This is a genomic window from Aeromonas sp. s12 (assembly GCF_040907925.1).
Taxonomy (GTDB): domain Bacteria; phylum Pseudomonadota; class Gammaproteobacteria; order Enterobacterales; family Aeromonadaceae; genus Aeromonas; species Aeromonas veronii.
In genome coordinates this window covers 254995-267010 of the sequence record NZ_JBFOCT010000014.1, presented here as the reverse complement: position 1 = coordinate 267010, position 12016 = coordinate 254995, and the positions used below count along the sequence as shown (strand labels likewise).

The window sequence follows — 12016 nt, the reverse complement described above, 5'->3', positions numbered from 1 at the left end:
GGGTCGGCCACATTGGTGGTGGTTTAACCACAACTTGTTGTTATTATTATGATCTTTGTCACTCTCAACAGGCGCTGACTGGTTGGGAGTCTACCGCAACACGGGTTCGGCCGACACTCGTCAGGGGAAGAAAATGGTCAATCTTGAGTTACGTTTGCCACCACCGCTGATCTTCCTGCTCTGTGCCGGGGCCATGTGGTGGCTAAGAGGGGAGAGCCAGCCCGGCATCTGGGCAATGACGCTGATGGCTGTGCTGGTCGTGGCGGGGGCCATCATGGGCTTTGGTGCCCTGCAACGATTTCGTCACCACCAGACCACGGTCAGCCCCACCAAACCTCAGCACACCAGTCGTCTGGTGACCTGTGGCGTCTATCGTGTCAGTCGCAATCCCATGTATCTGGGGCTGCTCTGCTGGCTGGCCGCCTGGGGCTGTTATCTCGGTGGAAGTTGGGTCTGGGTTGGGCCAATCGTGCTGGTTGCCTGGCTGACTCGCTTTCAGATCATGCCGGAGGAGCGGCTGTTGCATGCTCGTTTCGGCGACGAGTATGTGGCGTATTGCCAGCGCGTTCGCCGTTGGTGCTGACTGGCTGTGAGCTGCGTGAGCTGAGGGATAAGTCGGGTCAGCCGTGCTGGATAAAGAGAACCCCGGGCGGGCCCGGGGTTCTCGAGGGGACAGGTTAGAAAAAATCGCCCTTCTCGTCCTTGGTGGGTTCGAGGCTCCAGCCGGTGGCATCGCTGCTGCTGGCAATCTGTCCCTTCTCCTTCCACAGCTTGATCTTGAGGCGCAGGTTGTTGGCCGAGTCGGCGTTTTTCACCGCCTCTTCTTCCTCAATTACCCCTTCCACTACCAGGTCAAACAGGGCACTGTCGAAGGTGACCATGCCGAGGGCTTTGGATTTCTCCATCACCTCTTTGAGACCACCAAATTCGCCGCGCTTGATCATGTCGCGGATGGTGTGGGTGCCGAGCATGATCTCCACTGCGGCCCGGCGACCGCCATCGGTGGTTTTCACCAGCCGCTGGGAGACAAAAGCCTTGAGGTTGTTGCCCAGATCGTTGAGCAGCTGGGGGCGGCGCTCCTCGGGGAAGAAGTTGATGATGCGATCCAGCGCCTGGTTGGCGTTGTTGGCGTGCAGGGTGGAGATGGCAAGGTGGCCGGTTTCGGAGAAGGCCAGCGCATGCTCCATGGTCTCGCGATCGCGAATTTCGCCGATAAGAATGACGTCCGGCGCCTGACGCAGGGTGTTTTTCAGGGCGGCGTGGAAGCTGCGGGTATCCACGCCAACCTCCCGCTGGTTGATGATGCTTTTGCGGTGGCGATGAACGAACTCCACCGGATCTTCGATGGTGATGATGTGGCCGCCGCTGTTGCGGTTACGATGGTCGATAAGCGCCGCCAGCGAAGTGGATTTGCCCGAGCCGGTACCGCCGACAAACAGCACCAGGCCACGTTTCTCCATGATGGTGTCGAGCAACACTGGCGGGAGTTTGAGATCTTCAAAGCGGGGGATGTCGGTCTTGATGTTGCGGGCCACCAGAGAGACTTCGTTGCGCTGCTTGAAGATGTTGACCCGAAAGCGGCCGATCTGGGGCAGGGAGATGGCGAGGTTCATTTCCAGATCCTTCTCGAACTGCTGCTTCTGCTCGCTATCCATGATCTCGGCGGCGATCCGCGCCACTTCACCCGGTTCCAGCGGCGTTTCGTTGAGGGGGCGCAGGCCGCCGTTAAATTTGGCGCAGGGGGGCGCGCCGGTCGACAGATAGAGGTCTGAGCCATCCTGCTTGGCCAGGATCTGTAACATGTCTCGCAATTCCATTTTTTTGCCTCGTCGATCAATGAGATGCCATGAGCGGGATGATATTGAGTGTACAGCCTCAGGCGCCGGTCAGTTTCTCGCGAAAGACAAAAAAGACCGCACCGAGAATGCAGAGCCCTGCCCAGAGATAGTCCCATTTCAGATCTTCCTTGAGATAGAAGATAGAGAAGGGGACGAATACGGTGAGTGTGATCACTTCTTGCAGGATTTTAAGTTGGCCCACGCTCATCACCGTATGGCCGATGCGGTTGGCGGGCACTTGCAGCAGGTATTCGAACAGGGCGATACCCCAGCTCACCAGGGCGGCAATGATCCAGGGTTTATGGTTCATGCTCTTGAGGTGAGCGTACCAGGCGAAGGTCATAAAGACGTTGCTGCAGAGCAGCAGACCGATACTGGTGAAAATCGGGTTCATAGGGTTCTCCTTGAAAATCCGGCGCATTTTATCCCTGAACCACGGGTTTTCATACGTGGTGCGGGAGGGTATTTTTAACCAACAGGATAAGCCGTGCGAGGTATGCGACGGGATGGGCAAGTTATGCGGGATTGTGTTGTTACTGTTATTTGCCATGCCGGTGCGAGCGACCCCGACGCTGACGGTGGCCACCGATCTGTGGCCGCCATTTCGCATCCTGCAAGCGGATGGCCGGTTGCAGGGGCTCGACATGGACATCCTGCGCCGGTTGCAACAGGCGAGCGGCATTGAGTTGCAGGTACGGCGGATGCCGTGGGGCAGGGCGCTCAAGCAGATGCAGACCGGCCAGGTCGATCTGATGATTGGCCTCGCCTATACCGCCGAGCGGGCGCAGTTCATCGACTATCTGCAGCCTGCCTACTATCAGTGCTGGCCCGCGTTTTATGGTCAGCCGGTCAATGTGGCCCGGATCCACCAATACCGCGATCTGCAGGGGGTGAAGGTGGGCTATGTGCTCAACTCCGCCTACTTTGAGCCCTTCAACAGTGACAGCCGCCTCGACAAGCACGGAGTACCCACCGAAGATCAGCTGCTGCGCATGGTGCAGCGCGGTCACCTGCCGCTGATGATTGGCACCGACTGTCAGGTGGACTATGCCCTGAGTCAGGGAAATGCCAGCCGGATAGGCAAGGCGGACTACCGCCCCGCCACGCCGGTGACCCTCTATCTGGGGATGAGCAAGCACTCACCTCACCAGTCGCTGCGCCAGCCCTTGCTGGTGGCGCTGCAAAATCTGGTGGCCAGCGGCGAGATAAGCGTGATGGCCAAGCGTTACCAGCCTTGACCTTGGGTGGCAAGCCACTGTTATCATGCCCTTTTCCTGCTTCTCCCCCGGCGCTGCGACAGGGCCGGGGAGAAGCCTTGTTATTCGGGGATCATCCTTGTACCTCTCCCTTATCGCCCGCCAGCAGCGCTGGCAGCGGCGCTGGCTCTGTGGCCTGACGCTGCTGACCTTGCTGCTGTTTCTCTTCTCCCTCGTCTGGGGCGAGTTTGTGCTGCTGCCTTGGCAGCCCCTTGGCGATCTCGAACAGCGCATCCTGCTGGAGTTGCGTCTGCCCCGCGCCTTGCTGGCCCTCTTGGCTGGCGCAGCGCTTGCCTGTGGCGGCGCCGTGTTGCAGGTGATGCTGCACAACCCGGTGGCCGAACCCGGGCTGCTTGGTGTCTCGAGCGGAGCAGGACTGGCTGCCATGGTGGCGATGGCGGTGGCCAAGTCCCTCGGCCTCTATCTGCCCGGCTGGGGGTTGTCGCTGGCGGCCTTTGGTGGCGCCCTGCTGGTAACCATGCTGCTCATTCGGCTGGCTCGCCGGGCGCGTCTCGGTCATGCCCGCTTGCTGTTGTTTGGGGTGGCCATCGGCATCCTCACCAATGCCGTCATGACCTGGTTGATGTACTTTGCCGATGATGGCTCCTTGCGTGAATTCATGTTCTGGATGATGGGCAGCCTCTCTTACGGCAGCCAGCAGTTCGGCTGGTGGTGGCTGGTGCTGCCGCTCACCCTGGGCTGGCTCTGCTGGCAGGGCAAGGCGCTGCAACAGTTGTTGTTGGGGGAGACCCAGGCCCGCCTGATGGGGATGGATGTCGACAAGATGCGGGTGCGGCTGGTGCTGGCGGTCTGTCTGCTGACCGGTGTGGCGGTGTCGTTGTGTGGTGTCATCGGTTTTGTCGGGTTGGTGGTGCCCCATCTGCTGCGGCTCTGTGGTGGCAGCGATCAGCGTTTTCTGCTGCCTGCCTCGGCGCTTGGCGGCGGGGCCCTGCTGCTGGCGGCCGATCTGGTTGCTCGATCCACCCTGAGCGCGGGGGAGTTGCCTATCGGCGTCATCACCGCCTCGGTGGGGGCGCCGCTCTTTATCTACCTGCTATTGAGGCAAACTGCCGATGGTGCTGCATGAATATCTGCATGATTTGGTCGGGGCGCGCAGTCTCCTTATTTACCCGTTGTTGAGGCAAGATGCCGATGTCACCCGCTGATCCCATGCCGGTTTCTTCTCGTGCTGCTGCGTCGCTGCTGGAGGCGCGCGCACTCGCCATTGCCGGACGGCTCTCTCCCCTAGATATCCGCTGGCATGGCGGCCAGTTGGTGGCGCTGCTTGGCCCCAATGGCAGTGGCAAGTCGACCCTGCTCGGGGCGCTGGCGGGGATTTTACCCGCCGATGGCACAGTGCTGCTGGGGGGGGAAGTGCTTACTGACATGAGTTGGCCTGAGCTTGCCAAACGGCGCGCCATGCTGCCCCAGCGTCAGCCCCAGCTGTTTCATATTCCGGTGTTTCAGGTGTTGAGCCTGGGGCTCGATGAGATGGTTGCACCTGCCAGACAGAACGAGGCGATAAATGCATTGTGCGAGGCATTGGAGCTGGAAGCCTTGCTGGCTCGTGACTTCAGCCGGTTGTCGGGGGGCGAGCAGCAGCGGGTGCTGATTGCCCGCACCCTGCTGCAGGTGTGGCCGAGCCTCAATCCGACCGGCAAGGTGCTGCTGCTGGACGAGCCGCTGGCGGGGCTCGACCTGCATCACCAGCTGGCGCTATTGCGCTTGCTGAAAACCTTGGCCGGGCAGGGCTTGCTGGTGGTGCTCGCCATCCACGATATCAATCTGGCCATCGACTGGGCCGACAGCATTCTCTGCCTGCAAGGGGGCGCGGTGGTGCGCGAAGGGGGTGTCGAGCTGGTGGATGAGGCGCTGCTGGCGCAGGTGTTCCAGATAAAGACCGAGCGCATCGAGGCGGGCGGCCGAGTCTGGTTTATGCCCAGTTTGTGAGAAACAAGCAAGGCCCTGGCGTCAGCCGAGGGCCTTTTTGAAGAATACGACTCGCTCCGTTTCGGCAAAGCCGAGTTGTTGGTGCATCTGCTGCGAGTCAAGATTGTCGATGGCGGCATCGGAGGCCAGTTCCCGGCAACCCAGCTCGCGGCCCCACTGCGCCACCTGAGCGATCAAGGCTTGGGCCACCCCACGCTGGCGCGAGGCCGGTTGCACATAGACCCCTTCCAGATACATCACAGGGCTGCTGTTGCAGCCATTCACGTAATCGTGGCGCAGGGCTGCATCGGCAAAGCCTACCGCCTGACTCTGCTCATCCAGCGCCAGAAAGGCGTTGAGATGTGCATTGGCCAACATCTCAACCCCTTCCTGCAGGTGGGCCGAAAGTGCGTGGTGCGGCCACAGCTGCTGGCGCAGGGTTGCCCACTGCGCCAGCAGCGTCTCGTCGAGGGGGACTATCTGCCAGCCGATACTCGTCATCGGGGCTCAGGCTTGCCGCTTGGCAAGGCGTACCAGTGCAGCCTCTGCCAGCATCGCCAGCAGGGTTTCGGTGTCGTTCCATGACAGACAGGCATCTGTGATGCTCTGGCCGAAGGTGGCGGCGCAGCCGTTCTCCACATCCTGACGCCCTTCCACCAGGAAGCTTTCTGCCATGATGCCGGCGATGCCGGTACGGCCGCGGCGCAGCTGATCGCAGATATCTTGCGCCACCAGCAGCTGACGGCGGTGATCCTTCATGCTGTTGCCGTGGCTGAAATCGACCACCAGACGCTCCGGCAGGCCCACATCGGCAAGCGCTTCACAGGCTTCATCGACACTGGCGGTGTCGTAGTTGGGGCGGTGGCCGCCACGCAGGATCACATGACCAAAGGGGTTACCGGCGGTGCGGTAGATGGTCATCTTGCCGTCTTTGTCCGGCGAATAGAAGATGTGGCTGTGACGGGCGGCGCGCACCGCATCGATGGCGATGCGGGTATTGCCGTCGGTGCCGTTCTTGAAGCCGACCGGGCAGGAGAGGGCCGAAGCCATCTCGCGGTGTACCTGGGATTCGGTGGTGCGAGCGCCGATAGCGCCCCAGGTGATGAGGTCGGCAATATACTGGCCGGTCACCATATCGAGGAATTCGGTGGCGGTGGGCATGCCGATCTCGTTGATGTCGACCAGCAGTTTGCGCGCCAGTTTCAGCCCTTCGTTTACATCGAAACTGCCATCAAGGCGCGGGTCATTGATCAGCCCTTTCCAGCCGACGATGGTGCGCGGCTTCTCGAAGTAGGTGCGCATCACGATGCAGAGACTCTCTTTATACTGCTCGCGCAGGGCGTTGAGGCGCAGGGCATACTCGCGAGCAGCAGCGGGATCATGGATAGAGCAGGGGCCGACAATGACCAGCAGGCGCTGATCGTCTCCGGCCAGAATGGCTTCCACTTCGCGACGGGCATCCAGCAGATTCTGGGCAATGGTATCGGTGATCGGAAACGCGTGTGCAAGCTCGCTCGGAGTGATCAGTGACTCCAAGCGACGGGTGCGCAATTCATCTGTGTGAATGGACATACAACTCAAGTCTCGAGTGGGTGGTGTCAGCCGCAAGGGGCGAAAAAGCAAAGAGATAAAATAAAGCAAAAGTCCCCTGATTGAAACCTTGGGGGGCTCTGATAGGATGTGAGGCCAAAATCGATTCCAAATGAGGTAGATAGCGTGGCAAAGCCAGGGGCAACCGGGGTCACCCGCATCATCAACGCAACCGGTTACAGCATGAAGGGGCTCAAGTCAGCCTGGATTAACGAGGCGGCTTTTCGGCAGGAGCTGATGCTGATCCTGTTGCTGATGCCACTTGCCTTCTGGCTGGGGGATTCTCTCAACCAGATCCTGCTGCTTATCGTCATCAGCTGGCTGGTGGTGATCGTCGAGATCCTCAACTCCGCCATTGAAGCTGTGGTAGACAGGGTTGGCTCCGAGCATCATGAGCTCTCCGGTCGCGCCAAGGATCTGGGCTCTGCCGCCGTCTTTATCGCGTTGGCCCTCAATGCCCTGGTGTGGGGCGCGCTGGTAGGCCGCAACCTGTTGGGGTGGTGGTAAGCCATCAAGCTGCTTTGAGGTTCTGCTTCATAAAAAAGCCCGTCATCACGACGGGCTTTTTGCTGCGCAGATAAGGGGCTATCAGTGGAGGATGCGGGCGCGGATGGTGCCGTTGATCTCCTTGAGCTTGGCGAGCGCCTTCTCGCTGTGCTCTGTCTCCACGTCGATCACCACGTAGCCGATATGGCTGCTGGTCTGCAGGTATTGACCGGCGATGTTGATCCCCTCTTCGGCGAAGATCTGGTTGATCTGGTTCATCACGCCCGGCTGGTTGCGGTGAATGTGCAGCAGGCGGCTGGAGCCCTTGTGGCCCGGCAGCGACACTTCCGGGAAGTTGACGGCGGAGAGGGTGGAGCCGTTGTCGGAGTATTTGACCAGCTTGTTGGCTACTTCCAGACCGATGTTCTCCTGCGCCTCATGGGTGGTGCCACCGATGTGCGGGGTCAGGATGACGTTCTCCAGCCCACGCAGCGGGCTTTGGAACTCCTCGTCATTGGACTTGGGCTCGACCGGGAAGACGTCGATGGCGGCGCCGGCAATATGGCCGCTCTTGATGACGTCAGCCAGCGCATCGATATCCACCACGGTACCGCGGGCGGCGTTGATGAAGATGGCGCCCGGTTTCATCATCCGCAGCTGCTCGGCACCGATCATGTTCTTGGTGGAGGCGGTCTCCGGCACGTGCAGGCTGATGACGTCAGACATATTGAGCAGCTCGACCATGCTCGGCACCTGAATGGCGTTGCCCAGCGAGAGCTTGTTCTCGATATCGTAGTAATAAACCTTCATGCCGATGCTTTCGGCGATGATGCCAAGCTGGGTACCGATGTGGCCGTAGCCGATGATGCCGAGCTTCTTGCCGCGCGCTTCCACCGAGCGGTTGGCCAGTTTTTCCCACACGCCGCGATGGCACTTGGCGTTCTTCTCGGGGATGCCGCGCAGCAGCAGCAGGATCTCGCCCAGAACCAGCTCGGCGACCGAACGGGTGTTGGAGAAGGGGGCGTTGAAGACCGGAATACCGCGGATCTGGGCCGCTTCCAGCTCGACCTGGTTGGTACCGATGCAGAAGCAGCCGATGGCGACCAGCTTGTTGGCGGCGTCGAGGACTTTCTCGGTGATCTGGGTGCGGGAGCGCAGCCCGATGAAATGGACGTCGCGGATCTGCTCGATCAGCTCCTCTTCGGAGAGCGAGGTCTTGAGATACTCCACACTGGTGTAACCTGCGGCACGAAAGGTCTCTACGGTGTTGGGGTGAACCCCCTCCAGCAGCAGAACCTTGATTTTATCCTTGTCCAACGAAAACTTGGCAGTCATGACGATCCCTCTGTATGTGCAAACGTAAGTGCAGATTTGGTGTGCGAAGAAAACCGTAAAGTAGCAAAAACGTTTGGGAGAGGGAATATTTGTGACGAAAGTCAAATTCTTTGAAGTTATCAACGAATGTTGTAAACATCCGTATGCAACTTGTTGAGGGATAAATAAAAACGGCGCCATCAGGCGCCGTCATTTATTCACAGTGCAATGTTTGGGTCATATCCCATCCCGGGGCTCAATCAACGCCGCTGCTGCGTCAGAGGTTGCAGAGTGGCGCTGGCGAGGGAGGGAGGATGCCGCTGCACTGTGCTACCGGTGTCGGGATTACTGGGTAATCACGCCGTCCGGCGTACCGATCAGGACAACATCGGCGCCGCGGGCGGCGAACAGGCCGTTGGTGACCACGCCAACAATGGCGTTCAGTCGCACTTCCAGCGCCTTGGCGTCGGTAATGGCCATGCCTTTTACATCCAGAATGTGGTTGCCGTTGTCGGTGACCACGCCTTCACGCCACACCGGGTTGCCACCCAGTTTGCGGATTTCACGGGCCACGTATTCGCGGGCCATCGGGATCACTTCCACCGGCAGCGGGAACTGGCCCAGCACGTCGACGGTTTTGGTGTTGTCGATGATGCAGATGAACTTGTCAGCGACGGCGGCAACGATCTTCTCGCGGGTCAGGGCTGCGCCACCGCCCTTGATCATGTCGCGGGTTGCGTTGATCTCGTCGGCGCCATCCACATAGACGGAGAGGGCGTCGATCTCGTTGAGATCATATACGGTGATGCCGAAGCCCTTGAGGCGCTCGGTAGAGGCAACGGAGCTGGATACCGCCCCCTTGATCTCGTCCTTCATGGTCGCCAGCGCGTCGATAAAGTGGTTGACGGTAGAGCCGGTGCCCACCCCGACGATGGTGCCGGGAACCACATACTTGAGCGCAGCCCAACCGGCCGCCTTCTTCATTTCATCTTGAGTCATGATCGTTCCTTAAGAAAAAAGCGGGCGCATTATATCCAACCCGGTACCCCGTCGCGACCTTGTTGCTCACGTTCCGGGGCAAAAAGAGGGACTTTGTAAATCGTTTGCCTGTTTATTCTGCGTTTGCGCGCACAAAGCAGGGGCTGCCTGCCAAAAACAGCCTATTCAAAGCGCCAGCAGTGGCTTGGGGTGATGATCTGGGGCAGCGGCACATCCCACTCCTCTTGCGGGACCGCATCCACCTGCTGGCAGTCGTGGGCAATGCCGAGCGGCTTGGGCCCCAGCTTGTGCTCATGCCAGATGGCGAGAGTGCGATCATAGTAGCCGCCCCCCATGCCAAGACGATTGCCCTGGGCATCGAAGGCGACCAGCGGGGTGCAGATAAGATCGAGCGTGCTGTGGGGCACCACCTGCAGGATATCCAGCTCCGGCTCTTCGATGCCGTAGCGGTTGCGTACCATGGGGCTGGTGGCGGTATAGCGCAAAAAGAGCAGGTGACCCGGGGTAAAGGGATGGAGCACCGGCAGGTAGACCTCTTTGTGCTGGGCCCACAGCCAATGGATGGTGGGCAAGGGGTTGATCTCCCCGTCATTGGCCAGATAGAGGGCAATGCGTTTGGCGGCGAGGATCTCGGGGTGTTGCTTGAACTGGGCCAGCAGCTGTTGGGCCGCCGCCTGCTGCTCGGCCGGACTCAGATTTTTGCGGCGTTGACGAACCAGTTGGCGCAGGGATTGACGTTCGGGTTGGGACTCATGCATGGGGAACCTCTGGTATAGCTGCGCATCGATGGCTTGAACGCGCTCTACCTTAGCACATTCACTCTTGACGTTAAGGGGGGCAGGGAAACCCCGTTCCGGACGGCTGATGCCCGGAACGGTGGGATAAATGCTGGCGGATCCGTTAGTGAGTCAACAAGGGCCAGGGTGTGGCCCCTGTTGACGGCATGTCGGCGCGCCAGCGTCTGGTCTGTTACTTGTCAGCTTTGCCGCGCATCTGGTGCTTCACGAACACGGCAATGAGTGCCGCTACCGCGAGTGCCATCGGGTAGAAACTCATGCTTACTACCGCCAACGGCGACAGGGCGAAGATGGATCCCAGCAGCAGCGCCTGTGCGCCCCAGGGGATCAGACCCTGTACCACGCAGGAGAAGATATCGAGCATGGAGGCGGCGCGGCGCGGGGTGACACCGTGGTGTTCGGCCAGATCCCGGGCTACCTTGCTGGCGACGATAATGGCCACCGTGTTGTTGGCGGTGCAGAGGTTGGTGAGGCTCACTACCCCGGCGATGCCGAGCTCGGCCGCTTTCTCGTTCTGTTCACCATTGTGCTCGCGAGTGAAACGGGCAATCAGGGCGCTGATGCGCTCGCTGATCCATGCCAGTCCACCCTGACGTTCCATCAGGGCACCGAGGCCGCCGATCAGCATGGAGAGCAGGAAGATCTCCTGCATGCCGGTAAAGCCCTGATAGATATCCTTGCTGAACTGACCGATGGCGTAGCCGTTGATCATGCCCACCACTCCGGCGGCCAGAATGCCGATCCCCAGCACCACAAACACATTCACTCCGGCGAGCGCCAGCCCCAGGATCAGCAGATAAGGCATCACCTTGAACAGCTCGATGGCGCTGCCGCTGGCAGGGGATTCACCCACAGAGCCCAGTGTCAGATAGAGCAGGATCACCGCGATGGCGGCAGGGGCCGCAATCTTGAAGTTCTCGCGGAACTTGTCCTTCATCTCGCACCCCTGACTGCGGGTTGCTGCTATGGTGGTGTCGGAGATGATGGAGAGGTTATCGCCAAACATTGCGCCGGAGAGAATGGTACCTGCCATCAGTACCGGATCGATACCGGCCGCCTGCGCCACGCCCAGCGCCACGGGGGCCACGGCACCTATGGTGCCCATGGAGGTGCCCATGGCGGTAGCAATAAAGGCAGAGATGAGGAACAGCCCGGGCAACAGCGCCCAGCCAGGGATGAGCGACAGGCCCAGCGCCACAGTAGCATCAACCCCGCCGGTGGCCTTGGCCACGCTGGCAAAGGCGCCTGCCAGCAGATAGATAAGGCACATCGCCATGATATTGCTGTGGCCAACCCCCTTGAAGAAGGTCTCCAGATTGCTGTTGAAGCTCTCTTTGCCAAGCAGCAGGGCCAGCATTACCGCGGGCAAGGCAGCAACTGGAGCGGGCAGCTGATAGAAGGCGAATTCGACCCCCTGCAGGGTCAGCCAGGTACCGGTACCGATAAAGAGTGCGAGAAAAACCAGAAGTGGCAGCAAGGCCCTGGCACTGGGTTGAGTCTGGATCATGTGTTCCTCTGAAATTGAACAATGACCTCCTGTCATAAACTGCTTTGTGCCTGTATCGGATAGGGATAGGGGAAAAACAGGGCGGGCATCCTGCCGCATTGGGGTGCCCACAGTAGTGAGTCAACCTCGCTTGGTCAAGATAGACGTCCAGATGGATAGGTGTTTTTGTTTGATGATTCTGGTGTTATTGAGATATCCAAAGAATATTCGGAAAAAGATGTTAGTGTTGTTTATTGTTCATTACTGTTCTGGCGCTGTCCGCGGGTATCTGGGGGTATCGCGTGCCTTTAATAAAGAGGT

General features: G+C 59.8%; 13 protein-coding genes. 5 read left to right on the top strand and 8 right to left on the bottom strand.

From position 1 onward, the window contains the following. The first annotated feature begins 133 nt into the window (after positions 1-133). A complete protein-coding gene (locus tag AB5Y67_RS07945) occupies positions 134-583 on the top strand; it encodes an isoprenylcysteine carboxylmethyltransferase family protein (protein WP_041202257.1) in 450 nt (149 codons plus the stop codon). A 94-nt stretch (positions 584-677) separates the two neighbouring features. Here AB5Y67_RS07945 and tapW read toward each other — a convergent pair whose 3' ends face one another. Next, entirely contained in the window at positions 678-1817 is a 1140-nt protein-coding gene (gene tapW / locus AB5Y67_RS07940; protein ID WP_199427223.1) for a type IVa pilus ATPase TapW, read from the bottom strand. Positions 1818-1875: 58 nt separating this feature from the next. Next, the gene (locus AB5Y67_RS07935) at positions 1876-2232 is read right to left on the bottom strand and encodes a DMT family protein (RefSeq protein ID WP_005337656.1); all 357 of its coding nucleotides are present in this window, start codon (positions 2230-2232) and stop codon (positions 1876-1878) included. 112 nt (positions 2233-2344) lie between these two features. Between AB5Y67_RS07935 and AB5Y67_RS07930 the strand changes: the two genes are divergently transcribed. From AB5Y67_RS07930 to AB5Y67_RS07920, 3 genes are all read left to right on the top strand, one after another. Then, the gene (locus AB5Y67_RS07930) at positions 2345-3076 is read left to right on the top strand and encodes an ABC transporter substrate-binding protein (RefSeq protein WP_013723600.1); all 732 of its coding nucleotides are present in this window, start codon (positions 2345-2347) and stop codon (positions 3074-3076) included. Positions 3077-3173: 97 nt separating this feature from the next. Continuing rightward, positions 3174-4181: a vitamin B12 ABC transporter permease BtuC gene (gene btuC, locus AB5Y67_RS07925; RefSeq protein ID WP_199427221.1), complete on the top strand. Its 1008-nt coding sequence runs from the start codon at positions 3174-3176 to the stop codon at positions 4179-4181. Positions 4182-4246: 65 nt separating this feature from the next. Then, complete coding sequence (locus AB5Y67_RS07920; RefSeq protein ID WP_199427290.1) at positions 4247-5044, top strand: ATP-binding cassette domain-containing protein; 798 nt, start codon at positions 4247-4249, stop codon at positions 5042-5044. A gap of 21 nt (positions 5045-5065) precedes the next feature. Here the strand turns inward: AB5Y67_RS07920 and aac(6') are convergent, their stop codons facing one another. Together aac(6') and AB5Y67_RS07910 are read right to left on the bottom strand one after the other, a co-directional pair. Then, complete coding sequence (gene aac(6'), locus AB5Y67_RS07915) at positions 5066-5524, bottom strand: aminoglycoside 6'-N-acetyltransferase (RefSeq protein WP_199427220.1); 459 nt, start codon at positions 5522-5524, stop codon at positions 5066-5068. Positions 5525-5530: 6 nt separating this feature from the next. Beyond that, positions 5531-6595 (bottom strand): 3-deoxy-7-phosphoheptulonate synthase, encoded by a 1065-nt coding sequence (locus AB5Y67_RS07910; RefSeq protein WP_199427219.1) that lies wholly within the window; start codon positions 6593-6595, stop codon positions 5531-5533. Between the two features lie 144 nt (positions 6596-6739). Between AB5Y67_RS07910 and AB5Y67_RS07905 the strand changes: the two genes are divergently transcribed. Further along, a complete protein-coding gene (locus AB5Y67_RS07905) occupies positions 6740-7120 on the top strand; it encodes a diacylglycerol kinase (protein ID WP_005337641.1) in 381 nt (126 codons plus the stop codon). Positions 7121-7201: 81 nt separating this feature from the next. Here AB5Y67_RS07905 and serA read toward each other — a convergent pair whose 3' ends face one another. From serA to AB5Y67_RS07885, 4 genes are all read right to left on the bottom strand, one after another. Beyond that, the gene (gene serA / locus AB5Y67_RS07900; RefSeq protein WP_005337639.1) at positions 7202-8434 is read right to left on the bottom strand and encodes a phosphoglycerate dehydrogenase; all 1233 of its coding nucleotides are present in this window, start codon (positions 8432-8434) and stop codon (positions 7202-7204) included. A gap of 324 nt (positions 8435-8758) precedes the next feature. Then, on the bottom strand, positions 8759-9412 hold the full coding sequence (gene rpiA / locus AB5Y67_RS07895; RefSeq protein WP_005353106.1) for a ribose-5-phosphate isomerase RpiA: 654 nt from the start codon (positions 9410-9412) through the stop codon (positions 8759-8761). A gap of 161 nt (positions 9413-9573) precedes the next feature. Next, positions 9574-10170 (bottom strand): 5-formyltetrahydrofolate cyclo-ligase, encoded by a 597-nt coding sequence (locus tag AB5Y67_RS07890; protein ID WP_005337635.1) that lies wholly within the window; start codon positions 10168-10170, stop codon positions 9574-9576. A gap of 211 nt (positions 10171-10381) precedes the next feature. After that, positions 10382-11716: a Na+/H+ antiporter NhaC family protein gene (locus tag AB5Y67_RS07885; RefSeq protein WP_106844006.1), complete on the bottom strand. Its 1335-nt coding sequence runs from the start codon at positions 11714-11716 to the stop codon at positions 10382-10384. Positions 11717-12016 lie beyond the last annotated feature (300 nt).